Genomic DNA, 14,821 nt, shown 5'->3' with positions numbered 1-14,821 from the left:
AATAAAAATTTTCTGAGGGAATTTCCAATTTGGTGTTTCCAAAAATGAAAACCCCCTACCGAAAAGTAGGAGGAATTCAATATTGATGGTTCAAGCAAAGTCTTGAACCATCTACCTCGGCGAATGCCGAGAGGCTATTATTGTTATTTATAAGGAGGATGATACGGGCAGAGAAGGCGACAGACAGTTGGTACAATTCACTCTGACAATGAATGATGGGAGTATAGTTAAAGTTGAACCAGCCGGGATATTTATGGTTATAAATGACAAATACTATAAAGCGGAAATGGAACCTTGTTTAGAATTGTATACATTAGGCAATCGGCTGATAAATTATAATTAGACAGAATTAGTCATAAGAAAAAGACTTTCTTCGGGACCCATTAAAGTCCTTTCCAAAAGTCCTTCTCACATATATGAAGTTGCTTGCGCAGAATTCTATCCCATAGATTTTTGGGAATCTCTTTACTAACGGCATGGCTTATCTTTGTTCGTAAAAGGGTTCCATCATTGAGGACTTTTTCATAGTACCAATGATCCGTGTTACGAGCCATAACCCAGCCGTTCTTATCGCAATAACGTTTCAAATCTCCAAACTTTGGTGTCATAGCTTACGACCCTATCAAAGTACGAATTTCATCGTCATTTTCACATAGCATAATTTTCAATATATACGGGAAATGGTGTATTCGGTTTGGGGCATGAAGAAATAATTGGGAACGGTTTGAATAATCTTGGGCATATAGTTTAAGGTCTTCGACCAAGTCTTTAGTGGCTAACTCTAATGTCGAGTTATTAACATAAATCTCAAGAGCATCAAGAGCAAGTGTTATTGATCCATCATCTTCTTGAATAATTTCCGGGATTAATTTGTAATCCTCTAGTACCATCTTGAGTAGATCCACTCGGAGCATTGCGACTTGTTCAGTGTGTTTTCTATTAACAATTGCAGGGTTAAAAGAGTTGAAGACAGAGTCATACAGGGTTGAAAATTGCTTCCTAGCCTCAGTAAACTGTAATTCAGTCAGCATGGTCATTCCTCCCTCACCTCCAATATTATCATATGCTGCACCCTGTGTACAGTATGACCAGAATGTACAAAATGTATAAAATGAGGGAGGGGATATTTCACTTAACACAGTGTTCTCGCAACTAGAGGAAGATGCATGTGGCTAGGACGCTACGGGATACCTTTACCATTGTCTCCCTGGATCGTTTGCCATTGAATTTACGGTACCTTGAGGATATAAAACGAGATAATGATCCAGGACGGGATCTTGCATCAGACTCGTTGGTTGTGGGAAAACGAGCTCAATTTTAAACTCTCCTCCGGCAGCATAGCCAATGATTTCTTCGCCATTGGCTTTTACATCATAAGCTGGGGACCCGTAGATTTCTTTAGCCTTAGCAAGCGTAATTATTTGAAGTTGTTTATCAAAGGAACGCATCTCAAAGATTTGTAATCCTTTATTAAACCCAATTACGATTCCATGACTTGAATAGGTGGAATAACTTCCTTTGGCCGCAGGGACCCAATCGGTTTTATCGGGCTCTCCCCACTTGCGTTTTACGTCTTCAAGATTGGAGGTTTTTACGGGGAAATCGGCGTTAATAACCTTCCCTTGCTCTGCTAACTTTTTCATGTTTAGTAATAATTCTTGGGCCGTATCGGTTATTGGAGTAGATGTTGTGGGATTTTGAGAGGACGGTGTTATTTCAGAGGCCGGGGAACATCCAACAATCAACGTGAAAACGAAAGCTGCAATAATCTGTTTTACAATTGCTTTTTTCACACGTATTATCATGAAATTCTCCTTCCTAACCCGCTGTTTCTTTTACCTTAAGTAGACGATTAGTATTATATAATGCTATAACAAAGAAGGGAAAAATAGATAAAAATAATGTATCCGATGACTAACCGCCACTAATTAAGTGGGAAATAAGTGGCGCTAAGTCCCTGGACATAGGAAGCTTGCTTGCTCTGCAAGCTTAGCTGACTTGTCCTCTTCGGGGATAAGTCAACTAAACTTTAGAAACAAGTGCGATAGTTCCACCGGAACTATCGGGAGTCAAAACTCTACCTGAAGTAAGTTTCCTTTATCCGCATTAAGCATCCTAAAAAGATAGGACGATATCATTGGGCCCAGGAGATTGCGGGCCTGGATAGGTTCCAGCTTCATTCTCATAAAAAAGATTTCCGTCGAGAACCTCATATAATAACCGTTGATGGAAGATTTTCCATTTCCCATCTTCTAAAAGTAAACGGAACTCGTAGGTCCAGGTATATGATGGACTTTTGGAACTTTCGGTGTCAACGCGTACAATCAGTTCCGGCTTATTATTAACACTGGAGGTCTTAAATGATGTACTATAAAGGACTGCCGATTTATAGGAATGATTATAAAGTTTTTGGGGATCTAGGATGGAGTCTTTAGATAAGTAGGAAATAGCATTTTTCTTATTGTTAACCGCCTTAAAATAACTATTCAGACTATCCGAAACTTGCTGTATGATTTCTTGGTTCTTTGTGGGGTCAAATTTAAGAGAGACGGGTTCTTTGGTTTCATCCGTTACTTCAACTTGGTAAATAATGGCCGGTTCTTCAGTTTCTACGGAAATAAGGTTAGTTTGACCTGCGGGAACAGAAAGGTTAATATCGCCGTTATTTGTCTTAGCCTTTTGAGGCTCATCATTGACGTAAACCGATAGGTTTTCGGGAACAGCTTCAGTGTTAAGTGTGATGGTATTCACGTGTGAAGCGGTGGAAGAGGAACAGCCGGCAAGAAAAAGACAAAGCAGAACCGGCGCAAGCTGTGTACGCAACCGCATAGAAAATCCTCCTGTGTTTTACTCATTAATTCAATATATTGAATTTGCTCTCTGTAATTTAATTCGTTATCTAATCCGCTTTTCAGTCGGTTGTTATATAATTCACGGTCTAAAAGTAAGTCTAATCCATGAATAGAATTATTACAAGGTGCTATTACTCAACTTAACAGCTTGAGTGCGTGTGAAATGAATGGGGAGTGAAGAATTAAATGGAGAAACTTTTAAAAGGAATTGTTAAATTTAGAGAAACTGATTTTAAAGAACATAGGGAGCTTTTCGGCAAGCTCAGTAAGGAACAAAACCCCCATACTTTGTTTATTGGGTGCTCGGATTCAAGGCTCATTCCCAATTTGATTACGCGAACCTTGCCGGGCGAGTTGTTTGTCATCAGAAACATTGCTAATATTGTGCCTCCTTATCGAGATTCTGAAGAGTATTTGGCAACAACATCAGCGATTGAATATGCCGTAAATATTCTTAATGTAGGAAATATTGTAGTGTGCGGACATTCAAACTGTGGAGGATGTAAGTCGTTGTATGCATCTGAAGACGAATTAAAGGCACTTCCGCATACCCGTAAATGGCTGGAACTGGCCGCTAAAGTGAAAGATCAAGTTCTAGCCAAGGTTTCGGAGGAGGAAGTCGATAAGCGGGAATGGATGACTGAACAGGCTAATACCGTCGAACAGCTTAAAAACCTGCTGACTTATCCATTTATTCGCGAAAAAGTTCAACAAAAGACCCTTTCCATAGCGGCTTGGTATTACATCATCGAGACCGGGGAGGTCTTTATCTACAATACGCAAAGTGCTTTATTTGAGTTGGCCAACTAGGGCAAGAGCATGATACACGATTTAACAGAATTTAGGAGACATTTAATCCTAAGCCTAAAGGATTTGTTTCTATAGATAGAGAATAAGAAACAAGCCACATTATCATGTTAAAAGGAGAGTGAAGGGATTGTCAGAGTTACTCGACGGGAAAGCGATCGCAAAGGTCTTAAAAGAAGAAATTAAGAATGAAGTCGCGGAGTGGAAAGCCCAAGGTGTAGATCCTAAACTGGCGGTAATTTTGGTTGGAGAAGATCCTGCATCAGTCGTTTATGCAAAGTCTAAGCAAAAGGTCAGCGAAAATCTGGGTATTGGGTTTGAACTCCATACGCTGCCTGGGGATAGCCCGGAAAAAGATGTTTTGGCCCTCATTGAGCAATTGAATACCAATGAAAAAATTCACGGAATTATGATTGAGCTGCCTTTACCGAAGCATATCTCCAAAGAAAGGGTAATGGCGGCTGTTCGCCCGGATAAAGATGTCGATGGCGTTCATCCGATTAACCGGGGTTATATTCTGAGCGGGGAAGAAGGACTATTCCCGGCAACCCCTCAGAGCTGTATTGAAATCCTGCTGCGCTCCGGTGTACAAATTGCAGGGAAACACGTTGTCATAGTGGGACGGGGAGAGACTGTGGGCAAGCCGCTCGTATTCTTGATCCTCAAACATAATGCAACCGTAACGATTTGTCATTCAAAAACTCCCGATCTTGGGGCTTTCACACGGCAGGCCGACATAGTGATAGCTGCGGTAGGCAAAGCAAAATTGATCAAGGGAGATATGATTAAACCCGGCGCGATTGTCGTCGATGCGGGAATCAATGAAACTCCGGACGGAATTTGCGGTGATGTTGACTTTGAAGCGGTTAAGGAAAAGGCCGGCTTAATTTCTCCGGTTCCGGGAGGAGTCGGGTCCTTAACAACGGCATTGATTATGCGGAACGTTCTCAAAGGAATTTCACTCCAAAGGGGGAAAAACTGATGTCGGAACAAGATGTTTGGCAATGGACGACTGCTGAATTTCTGGCTCAAGGGGCAAGCTCAGCACCTACTCCGGGCGGCGGAAGTGTATCCGCATATGTCGGCGCGTTAGCGGCTTCGATGGTCTGCATGGTCGCGAATCTGACCGTAGGTAAAGAAAAATACAAAGATGTAGAACCACAGGTTCAAGAGATATTGGCACAGGGACAGCGCCTTCTTGAAGATTTGAAAAAGGGGTTAAGCCGGGACATTACCGAGTTCTCAAAATTCATGGCCGTGCTTAAATTGCCGAAGGATACAGCGGAACAAAAAGCGGCCCGTGAGGAAAAAAGGCAAGCTGTGCTCGTTTCAGCAACGAATACACCGATTTCGATTGCCCAAAACTGTTTTGCGGTTTTAAAGCTTGCCCAAGAGCTTGCACCAATTGGCAATAAGGGCGCAATCAGTGATGTCGGTGTAGCCGCATATTTAGCGGAAAGTGCGCTCAAAGCAGCGATGTTTAGTGTCGATATCAATCTGCCCCAAGTTAAAAATGGGGATTACCAGTCGCAAGTAAAGGCTGAGCGGGAACGTCTCTTTAAGGAAGCCGGAAAAATTAAGGAGGAAACTGTTCAGGTTGTTCAAAGTAGATTGTAAAGTCATATCTTATATCTAACTATAGTGATTTAGGGGCTGTCGCAAAACGGCTCCTTTTTCGTGCGCAAAAGACCCGAAACGACACGATCATAAGTCCCGTTTTAGTGCACCACGCACGGCGATTCGGTTTTGATTAATAATTTGTTAATAACTGATTAACGAATTGATAAGTACTTATTAACTGGGTTTTAAGAACTCCTTGTTAAACTTATAACAAGTAAGATGTTAAATTTAGGGGGAAGTTTTGTGATTTCAAGTGTTATCGTTAAATGCTTGAATGGAGCAGAGAAGGTCTTGCCAACAGATTTAGCTCAAATTCAAGGAGTCTCAGTGGAAAAAATCTATAATGGCGATATTATCTTACTCCTTGAAAGCCCATCAGTGGAACATGCGACCCAGGTTCTCCAACAACAGATTGCCTTGTTGCCCGGGGTCTCGGGAGCGTATCCGGTGTATATCAGTATGGAGATGTAAATGACCAAAGTAGGTGTGAAAATTGGGGAAAGAAAATGTGCTTATCAGTCGCCGTGACTTTTTTGGAAGCCTATGGACAGATATGAAGTATTTTGCGGGAACGGCAATAAAAACTATAACGCCGGAGAGAACTCTGATCAGACCACCGGGGGCTATAGAAGAAATCGCCTTTCTTGCCGGTTGCCGACGCTGTGGTATGTGCAAAGAAGTTTGTCCGGAGAAGGCCATTAGAATCGCAGGTCCCCAAATGGGGAACTCCTTCGGGACACCATATCTCGAACCGTCGGAAGTCCCATGTTCATTCTGTCTTAAATGTGTCGAAGTATGTCCAAGCGAAGCTCTTTTAATTCAAAACGATGATGTCTCTCATGCAATCGGGGTAGCTTCCATAGATCCGGAACGATGCCTTGCTTATAATCAGCAGCTTTGCAGTTCATGTGTCTATGCGTGCCCCACAGATATAAAAGCCATACGTCTCGAGGATTTCCAGTATCCGAAAATTGATCAAGAAAAGTGCATTGGATGCGGACAATGTGCCAGGATCTGCCTTGCACCGGATTCAGCGATCAAAGTCGTACCTCGTTGACGATTAATATGAATGATAAAGGAGGGAAAATTCATGACTAATCCAAAGAAATTTTTAGACGGTAAACTTTTCCTTATCATGGTTCTTACTTTGAGCTTAGTCGGGATAACCGGCTGCGGAAGTCAATCAACAAGTGTTGGTACTTCTCAAAATACATCCGGGACTGTGACAGCCGGGGAAACAGTTCCCGTGGGTTATCCGCCGCAAATTCCTCATTCTCTTGAGGAGAGAAGTCAGTGCCTCGTATGTCATCAAGAAGGTGAGGCCGGTAATGCACCCAAAACCCCTCACCCGGAATTAACCAATTGTCGGCAATGCCACGTTTTAATAGAATAAATTAATTTTGTTGGGAGGTTAGATCATGGAATTAGGCCGTAGAAGCTTTCTAAAAGCCTGTGCAGTTTCTGCTGCAATGGTAACGGCAGGGTGTTCGAAGCAACCAAAATCCGCCCAAACCACCGGTGGCAATTCCCAACAGACCGATGCAGATGAGTGGGTTAAATCGGTTTGTAGATATTGCGGAACCGGATGCGGGGTGCTCATAGGGGTAAAAAAAGGTAAAGTGATCGCTGTCAAAGGGGATCCTGATAATGAAGGCAATAAGGGACTTCTTTGCGCAAAGGGATATTACCTACCACAGGTTATTACGCATAGTGAGCGTGTTACTAAACCGCTGATCCGTAAAGACGGTAAATTTGTCGCAAGTACCTGGGATGAGGCTATGGAGCTTATCACTTCAAAGTTTAAAGAGGCGATTGAACAATCGGGACCCGATTCTGTGGCGTTCTATGGTTCAGGTCAGGCTTTGGCCGAAGAAGAATATGTTGCCAACAAGTTGTTTAAAGGGGGAATTGGAACCAATAACGTTGATGGTAACCCCCGGCTTTGTATGGCTAGTGCCGTAGGCGGCTATCAAGCAACCTTTGGGGCTGATGAACCGATGGGTGCGTATGATGATTTTAACTATGCCGACGTATTTTTCTTTATCGGTTCGAATTTGGCGGAAGCCCACCCTGTTCTATTCGCTAAATTAACCGACAAGAAAAGAAAAGATCCCAATACAGTGATTATCATTGCCGATCCGAGGAAACACCGTTCCCACGAAATCGCCGACATCTCTCTGCAGTTCATTCCGGGCACGGATTTAGCCTTACTGAATGCAATGGCGAATATTATCGTTGAAGAAGGACTAACGGACGAAGAGTTTATAGCTCAACATACAAGCTTTTCGGATGGTACGAAACCCATAACGTATGAAGAATATAAAACCTTTCTGAAGAAATTTACCCCTGAATATGCTGAGAAGAAAACCGGAGTTCCTGCCGCAAAGCTTAGAGAGATGACTCGAATTTTTGCTGCAAAAGGGAAAAATACGATGTCCATGTGGACCATGGGTATTAACCAGCGTACTACCGGGGTCTGGGCCAATACTTTAATCCATAATCTGCACTTGTTAACAGGGAAGATCTGCAAACCGGGTTCAACTTCTTTTTCTTTAACAGGTCAGCCCAGTGCCTGTGGCAGTGTTCGGGAAACGGGGGCCTTGTCCCATCTTCTCCCGGCTCACCGTATGGTCGCAAACGCTAAACACAGGGGAGAAATCGCTAAGATTTGGGGAATACCTCCCGAGCATATGAGTGATAAAATCGGTCTGCATACCATGGAACTATTCAAAGCGTGCGGGGATGGCCGAGTAAAAGCTTTATGGGTTATGTGTACAAACCCCGCCCATTCCTTACCTAATGTCAGTGCATATCGGGAAGGATTCGATAAGGTATTCATGGTTGTTTCCGAGGTATTTCATCCGACAGCAACGACCCAATTTGCGGATGTTATTCTTCCTGCCGCCTTCTGGTGTGAAAAAGAAGGAGTATATGGGAATACGGAACGTCGTACTCAACATTTAGCTAAAGCTATCGATCCCCCAGGTGAGGCAAAACCGGATTTAGATATGCTTTTAGATTTTGCGCGCCGCTTAGGATATGGCGATCTTTTCCCCTTTAGGACACCGGAAGATGTCTGGAATGAATATCTCAAATGTACGGACGGTACCGATATGGAACTTGCCACTTATCCCGCCCTTAAAGAAGCGCATGGTATTCAGTGGCCGGTGAAAGGTCATGAAGGAACAGAAGGAACGGTTCGGCGTTACGTTGCGCCGGATGACCCTTATGTTAAAGAAGGAATTGACTTTTATGCCGCACCGAATCATAAAGCCGTGATTTTTGCACGGCCGGATAAGGGGCCTGCGGAAGTTCCCGATGCGGAATATCCTTTCTACTTAACGACAGGGCGGGTGCTTGAGCATTGGCACACAGCAACGATGACAGGAAAATGTGATGCCTTAATGCGGGCGGTTCCCGAACAATATGTTGAAATAAATCCGAAAGATGCAACTAAGTTAGGCATTAATGATGGGGATAAAGTTCGGCTCGTTTCCCGCAGAGGTAAGGTCGAGATACTTGCAAGAGTAGGCCATGCCGGTGTCCCGCAACCCGGTTTATTATTTGCGCTTTGGTTTCAGTCTAATCCCTTGGTGAATGAGGTGACCATTGATGCAGTTGATCCCGGTTCGAAGGAACCGGAGTTTAAGATCTGTGCGGTTAAGCTAGAGAAGGTGTAATGATATTGTGAAATTCTCATGGAGACTGCTGCGTCATTTTGTCCAGGCTGGGATGATTATCCTGTTTTTATTGCCTCTTGCCGGATGCTACCAAGTCATCGGAACGTTAAGCTCCAGCCGGATATTGGGAATAACATTCACAGATCCCTTGGCATTTTTGGAAGTTATGCTTGCTTCCAAAAGCCTGACTTTTAGTTTCCTCTTGGGGGCGCTTTTGATTGTTTTTCTTTATATCCTTTTAGGAAAGGCGTTTTGCAGCTGGATTTGTCCTGTGGGATTTTTGATTGAAGGAGTGGACAGCCTCAAAAAGAGTTGGAAAAAGGACGACCAAAAGCAATATTATTGGGCTTTGCCCCTTTGCCTAATCCTTAGCTTCACTCTGGGGATTCCCGTCTTTCAGGTAGTATCTCCCTTAGGAATCATCTACCGAAGTCTGCTCTTTGGCGTGGGACTTGAAATATTAATTTTTCTCTTCATTGTGGCAATGGAGTTCGCAGGACACAAAAGGGGATGGTGTCGGATCCTTTGTCCGATCGGAATATTTTATACCCTAATGGCACGCTGGAGTCCCCTAAAGATTCATTGCGATAAGGAAAAGTGCGTTAAATGCTTAAAATGTGTCAAGAAATGTGACTATACTTCGGAGGGGCTTAAAAAGACAGTTCTCGGGACCGACGAATATTTTTCTTCAAACTTATGCACGCGATGCGGACGTTGTATTGATGTCTGTCCGGCCAAGGCTCTCCAATTTTCTTGGAAGCATCGGATACCTCAAGAAAATAACAGGATTGATGTTAGTGAATCGGGAGCAATCTCTCGGCGGAAAGTCATAGAAGGTGCCGGAATCCTTGCCGTTGCAGGAATTATTTATCCGCATTCTCAAGCTTTGGCTGCGGTAACCCCGGGTGTCCTTCGCCCCCCCGGAGCGGTTCAAAAGGATGAATTTTTAGCCAAATGTATACGCTGTGGAAAATGCATTGAGATCTGCCCGGATAAGACCTTGTTAAACGCGCACCTTGACCAAGGGTTGAATTTAGGGACACCTTATTTTATCCCCAGACAAACTCCTTGTTCACTCTGCATGAAATGTCCGGAGGTTTGTCCGACGGGTGCTCTCAAGCCCTTGGACATGCGTGAAGTAAAAATTGGAGTCGCGGAAATCGATAAAGACCGTTGTTATGCTTATAAGGGGGACGTATGTCGATCGTGTTATAATAACTGTCCCCTGATCGATGAAGCTATTCAAATGGAATCATTTCAATATCCTGTAATCAATTCTCAGATCTGTACCGGGTGTGGAATTTGTGAGTATTACTGTGTAACCGATCCTCCGGCAATTCAGATTAAGCCACTGAAAGATAGTCCGCATGTCAATCTTATTGGGTAGGAACCTATATGATTAAACATGCGGACTATCCGCATGTTACACTTTCTTGCTATACGGAAATCGAAGGTTATGTTAAGATGAATTTGAATTTGAAATGCAAAAGTAGGTAGCTGAAATGAAGGATAGCCTAATTTATCGATTTATGTTCTTTACAACCATAGTGGTAGTGGTCATCATGTCCATGAACTTTATTTGGGATTATAAATCAAAGAAAACTCAAGCCATAGTAGAAATGCATGAGAAAGCGGAAGTCATAACCGAACAACTTATCGCTACCCGTGAAGTTATTGCCAAAAACCAAGATCTCATTAATTATGATTCGCAAGGGAATTTTGAATTTAAGCATTTAAATCCGGCAGCTGTCGGTATGGAGATTTGTGAAGTATTTGGGAAATCAACGAATTATTCCATTAAACAAACAAGGATAGATTATCGTAATGAAAAGAATGCACCGGATTCATACGAAATTCAAGGGCTGAAAACGTTTCAGAACGATCCGTCCCTAAGGGAAATCTGGGGCGAAGATGTAATAGAAGGAAAAAAAGTTTTCCGCTATATGGTTCCCCTTGAAATCAAAGAGGAATGTCTGGATTGTCATGGGGAGCCCGCAGGAACATTAGATATTTCCGGATATGAAAAAGAGGGCTATCAGGTAGGAAATCTAGGAGGGGCTATCAGCTTAGTTATGCCGACGGATATCTTCGTAGCGAATATCCGTACCAATGTTTATCGACATTTGGGATTTTCACTTTTACTTATTGCTGTAATTCTTATTTCAATGTATTTTCTGGTCACTCGACTTGTTCTGAGATCATTGGATCAATTGCAAGCGGCTACGGCACAAATCGGTCGGGGAAATCTTGATATTGACATGAGTCAAATCAAGGCCCAAGGTGAAATTAAGCAGCTTGCGGAGCATTTTCAGGTTATGGCAAGTCAGCTTAAAGATTTATACACGAACCTTGAATCCAAAGTTGAACAGCGAACAAAACAATTTGCGGAGGCTAATGAAGGTCTAAAGATTAAACAGCAGGAGTTGGAAGCCGCAAACATAAAGCTGAATGAAGTGAATAAGCATAAATCAGAGTTTCTGGCCATTATGAGCCATGAATTACGAACCCCTTTGACCTCGATCATGGCTTTCACTGAGCTATTATTGAATGATGTCCCTAAGGAAAGAAAACTTGAACGTCATAATCTGGAAGAAATTATGGCAAACAGCGAAAATCTCCTTAAATTGATTAACAATATTTTGGATTTGGCAAAGATTGAGGCAGGACGTCAAGAATTGATGCTGGAATATGTGGATATGGCCGATGTTCTGGGTTCGGTGGAAAGCGTCATCGCCCCGCTTGCGCAAAAGAAAGAATTAATTTTTAACACTCAGCTTGATCCCAATGTCCCCTTGATCCATGCAGACCCTGAAAAAATTAGAAGGGTAATCGAAAATCTTGCGGGAAACGCAGTTAAGTTTACTCCGCAAGGAGGGAGGGTTGAGATACTCGTAGATAATATTCCCGATGAAGAGTCTATTCTGATTCGGGTCATTGATACGGGAATTGGAATTCCCAAAGACGTTCAAAACGAAATCTTCGAGCGCTTTACCCAACTGGATAGTTCCAATTCGAGAAAATACGGGGGAACGGGTCTGGGATTAGCCTTAGCCAAGGAGCTAGTTCTTCTTCATCATGGAAAAATCAGTGTCAAAAGTGAAGTAAATGGAGGAAGTACATTTATGATACAATTACCGATTTGTCCTTTGAATAAAATGGAGGAGGGCAGGACATGAACCGTACTAGTAAGGTTTTGTTAGTCGATGATGAAGAAAGTATCCATATGGTTATAGAACAAGCCTTAAAGAAGGAAGCATATCAAATCCTTTATGCGGAAAATGGGGAAAAAGCTTTAGAGTATTTCCACAAAGAATCGCCGGACTTAGTGATTCTCGATATCATGCTGCCGATTATTGACGGTTATGAGGTTTGTCGTTTAATACGGGAAAAAAGTAATGTACCTATCCTGATGCTATCCGCTAAAGGGGATATTGTGGATAAGAGTATCGGGTTTAACTTTGGCGCAGATGATTATGTTGTCAAACCATTTAGCCCGGTTGAGCTCTCTTTGCGCGTCAAGGCTTTGCTGCGGCGATCGGGGGATCATGAACAGGATACCAAGCTTCCATGTTCACAATCAATCATAAAAGGCGAATTGGAGATTAACTGTGAAAGACATGAGGTATTTATTCGCGGCAAGATGATTTATCTTACCCCAAAGGAGTTTGAACTCCTTTGTTTTATGGCGGAGCATCCCGCCCGTGTATTTACCCGTGAACAGCTTTTTTCTCAGATGTGGGGAGAAGAATATATAAGTGATCCCAGTACGATAACTGTTTTTATTCGTAAATTAAGAGAAAAGATAGAAAGAAATCCCGCTAAGCCGGAATATATTCGAACAGTTTGGGGCGTTGGCTACAAGTTTTCTGATTAATAATTTGCTAATATCTTATTAAGAATATTAAAATGATTGACTAACTGTCTCTTAAGAAATACTTGCTATATTAAATTAGCAAGTATTTTTTGGTCTAACAGGAGGTGAATCAAATAAAGGATAAAAACACCGGGAGGTGAGATGCTTCAATATATTATTACGAAGGAAGGGAGGCAAGGATTTGAGTATCCAGCCAGTTAGAACTATGCCCCAATGGTTAAAAAAACCCTTTGGTTTATTGTTACCCCTTTGTGGTTTGGCAGCTGTGCTGTTTTTTGGGGGAAGTGCAATTCACTATACCTCTCAGACCGAATTTTGTATGTCTTGTCATGAGATGGACAGCGCTGTAGAAAGCTGGCAAACCTCATCTCACGGATCAAATGAAGTGGGTATTACTGCTGAATGTAAAGATTGCCATATTCCTCTTGGCGTTGCGGGAACATTGACGACTAAAGTTCAGAAATTAAAGGAACCTTACGTTCATTTTATAAAAGCTCCCACACAATTTCAATTTTCATTGATGCAACCTGACCTGTCTGCCAAGGCTAAGGCTGAGGTCAAAGATGAGAATTGTCTGCAATGCCATAATCTACAAGATATGAAACCAAAGAATCAGACTCAGATAATGGCTCACTCTACTGCAGTGGGTACTGCAAATTGTGCATCTTGTCACAGTACGGTTGGGCATAGTAAAGTTCAGAAGAAGGAGGGAAAAAATTGAAGAACAGAAAGGTTTTATGGGCTCTTGTAGGTGTGCTTATTATTGGCGGCGTTGTTCTATTATCAATGTCCAGTAAAAGCACCTATTTGCCCGATGGCATGAATAGTGCTCAAGCAAAGGAATTTGAAAAATTATATCAAGAGAAAACCCCGATGAAATATCAAATGTGGAAAGATAGCGCCCATGGACAAAATGGTGTTACCTGTGTGAACTGTCATGAAGACGGTAATATGGATGAGGAAGATCTTAAATATGAAAACTTTGCGAAGGTCAAACCGGAGACCTGTGCAAAATGCCATGAAAAAGAATTTGAAGGATGGAAAGATACTCGCCATGTTAAGGCCGTAAGCTTTTCGCAGAACAATGTTCGTTACAAGTTGTTAGATGGATGGCCGGCAATGCAAGAGCAAGGCTGTGATAATTGCCATGTTAAAGTCGGTGAAACGTGCACAAGTTGTCACCAAGGTCACACAACAGCCTTACCTAAACCTCAGACAGCTGCACATAATGGAGAAAAGGTTACAAACGATCCGGTCAACGGTTGTGGAAACTGTCACATGGGACCTGATCATCCGCAAAAAGAAGCTTATGAATCCAGTGTTCACTATCAGGTTGCTCAAGCCACCGGCGGACCGACTTGTGTGACTTGTCATACTGATCCTGATAATAACCATGAAATCATCCAGTTAAAAGATGAGAATTCGAAGGAAGGCCGAGACAAACTCTGGAGCAACTGTTTGCAATGTCATACCCAAGAATATACAGATAATGCCAGAGCAAATGTCGAAGCTATTAAGAAAGAAACTCTACGCGTAGAGGATGAAGCAAGGAAGATTATTAAGGATCTGTATCGAGACGGACTCCTTGAACCGAGCCCGGGATCCCTGTTAGACAAAGATGGGACACCGCTACTCAATGGTAAAGGCACAAGTTATAGTCAAGTCAGCCATATTGAAAGCTTGATGTTTGAACTCTTTAAGTACTCTGAAGCAACAACCATTAAGGGAGCACAGCACTTCTCGCCGGATTACACGCACTGGCATGGAGCGGCAGATCTTTGGAGTAAATATCAAGAGATTAAAGATGAAGCCGAAAAAATGAGGACAGAAGCCAAAATCCAAGAAAAGACCGGTGTTGTAGAAGAAAAATTGCCGATGTATCAATATGAAAAATCGACAGGAAAAGAGCTAGAAACGCTTAAATAGTGAATAATCGGAAGTAACAAGAAAACGTGTTTTAAAACCGTGCGGCTTATGTGGCCGCACGG

The 14,821-nt window shown here is 42.6% G+C and carries 16 protein-coding genes; 12 read left to right on the top strand and 4 right to left on the bottom strand.

Annotated features, from left to right (window positions below):
• Positions 1–383 precede the first annotated feature (383 nt).
• From VB077_RS12715 to VB077_RS12700, 4 genes are all read right to left on the bottom strand, one after another.
• Positions 384–608 carry a hypothetical protein gene (locus VB077_RS12715; RefSeq protein WP_323415622.1) on the bottom strand — a complete coding sequence of 75 codons (225 nt, stop codon included), beginning with the start codon at positions 606–608 and terminating at the stop codon, positions 384–386.
• 3 nt (positions 609–611) lie between these two features.
• The gene (locus VB077_RS12710; RefSeq protein WP_323415621.1) at positions 612–1,037 is read right to left on the bottom strand and encodes an exoribonuclease R; all 426 of its coding nucleotides are present in this window, start codon (positions 1,035–1,037) and stop codon (positions 612–614) included.
• Between the two features lie 156 nt (positions 1,038–1,193).
• On the bottom strand, positions 1,194–1,805 hold the full coding sequence (locus tag VB077_RS12705) for a YjgB family protein (protein ID WP_323415620.1): 612 nt from the start codon (positions 1,803–1,805) through the stop codon (positions 1,194–1,196).
• Positions 1,806–2,115: 310 nt separating this feature from the next.
• On the bottom strand, positions 2,116–2,829 hold the full coding sequence (locus VB077_RS12700) for a hypothetical protein (RefSeq protein ID WP_323415619.1): 714 nt from the start codon (positions 2,827–2,829) through the stop codon (positions 2,116–2,118).
• Positions 2,830–3,038: 209 nt separating this feature from the next.
• Here VB077_RS12700 and VB077_RS12695 point away from each other — a divergent pair, with 209 nt between their 5' ends.
• The 12 genes from VB077_RS12695 to VB077_RS12640 all read left to right on the top strand — a co-directional run bounded on the left by VB077_RS12695 (position 3,039) and on the right by VB077_RS12640 (position 14,759).
• Positions 3,039–3,662: a carbonic anhydrase gene (locus tag VB077_RS12695; RefSeq protein ID WP_323415618.1), complete on the top strand. Its 624-nt coding sequence runs from the start codon at positions 3,039–3,041 to the stop codon at positions 3,660–3,662.
• A gap of 127 nt (positions 3,663–3,789) precedes the next feature.
• The gene (locus tag VB077_RS12690) at positions 3,790–4,641 is read left to right on the top strand and encodes a bifunctional 5,10-methylenetetrahydrofolate dehydrogenase/5,10-methenyltetrahydrofolate cyclohydrolase (RefSeq protein WP_323415617.1); all 852 of its coding nucleotides are present in this window, start codon (positions 3,790–3,792) and stop codon (positions 4,639–4,641) included.
• On the top strand, positions 4,641–5,276 hold the full coding sequence (locus VB077_RS12685) for a cyclodeaminase/cyclohydrolase family protein (RefSeq protein WP_323415616.1): 636 nt from the start codon (positions 4,641–4,643) through the stop codon (positions 5,274–5,276). The genes VB077_RS12690 and VB077_RS12685 overlap by 1 nt, the downstream gene beginning before the upstream one ends.
• A gap of 246 nt (positions 5,277–5,522) precedes the next feature.
• Complete coding sequence (locus VB077_RS12680) at positions 5,523–5,750, top strand: chaperone NapD (protein ID WP_323415615.1); 228 nt, start codon at positions 5,523–5,525, stop codon at positions 5,748–5,750.
• Positions 5,751–5,787: 37 nt separating this feature from the next.
• Positions 5,788–6,336: a 4Fe-4S dicluster domain-containing protein gene (locus tag VB077_RS12675; protein WP_323415614.1), complete on the top strand. Its 549-nt coding sequence runs from the start codon at positions 5,788–5,790 to the stop codon at positions 6,334–6,336.
• Positions 6,337–6,369: 33 nt separating this feature from the next.
• The gene (locus VB077_RS12670) at positions 6,370–6,672 is read left to right on the top strand and encodes a hypothetical protein (protein ID WP_323415613.1); all 303 of its coding nucleotides are present in this window, start codon (positions 6,370–6,372) and stop codon (positions 6,670–6,672) included.
• Positions 6,673–6,697: 25 nt separating this feature from the next.
• Positions 6,698–8,959: a nitrate reductase gene (locus VB077_RS12665; RefSeq protein ID WP_323415612.1), complete on the top strand. Its 2,262-nt coding sequence runs from the start codon at positions 6,698–6,700 to the stop codon at positions 8,957–8,959.
• A 4-nt stretch (positions 8,960–8,963) separates the two neighbouring features.
• Positions 8,964–10,346 (top strand): 4Fe-4S binding protein, encoded by a 1,383-nt coding sequence (locus tag VB077_RS12660; RefSeq protein ID WP_416337060.1) that lies wholly within the window; start codon positions 8,964–8,966, stop codon positions 10,344–10,346.
• A 115-nt stretch (positions 10,347–10,461) separates the two neighbouring features.
• Complete coding sequence (locus VB077_RS12655; RefSeq protein WP_323415610.1) at positions 10,462–12,135, top strand: c-type heme family protein; 1,674 nt, start codon at positions 10,462–10,464, stop codon at positions 12,133–12,135.
• Positions 12,132–12,833 (top strand): response regulator transcription factor, encoded by a 702-nt coding sequence (locus tag VB077_RS12650; protein WP_323415609.1) that lies wholly within the window; start codon positions 12,132–12,134, stop codon positions 12,831–12,833. The genes VB077_RS12655 and VB077_RS12650 overlap by 4 nt, the downstream gene beginning before the upstream one ends.
• Positions 12,834–13,014: 181 nt before the next feature.
• Entirely contained in the window at positions 13,015–13,554 is a 540-nt protein-coding gene (locus VB077_RS12645) for a cytochrome c3 family protein (protein WP_323415608.1), read from the top strand.
• The gene (locus VB077_RS12640; RefSeq protein ID WP_323415607.1) at positions 13,551–14,759 is read left to right on the top strand and encodes an ammonia-forming cytochrome c nitrite reductase subunit c552; all 1,209 of its coding nucleotides are present in this window, start codon (positions 13,551–13,553) and stop codon (positions 14,757–14,759) included. Before VB077_RS12645 ends, VB077_RS12640 begins: the two co-directional genes overlap by 4 nt.
• Positions 14,760–14,821: the final 62 nt, after the last annotated feature.

The sequence above is a fragment of the Desulfitobacterium sp. genome (assembly GCF_034927245.1).
Lineage (GTDB): Bacteria > Bacillota > Desulfitobacteriia > Desulfitobacteriales > Desulfitobacteriaceae > Desulfitobacterium_A.
This window is presented reverse-complemented; position numbering and strand designations above follow the sequence as displayed.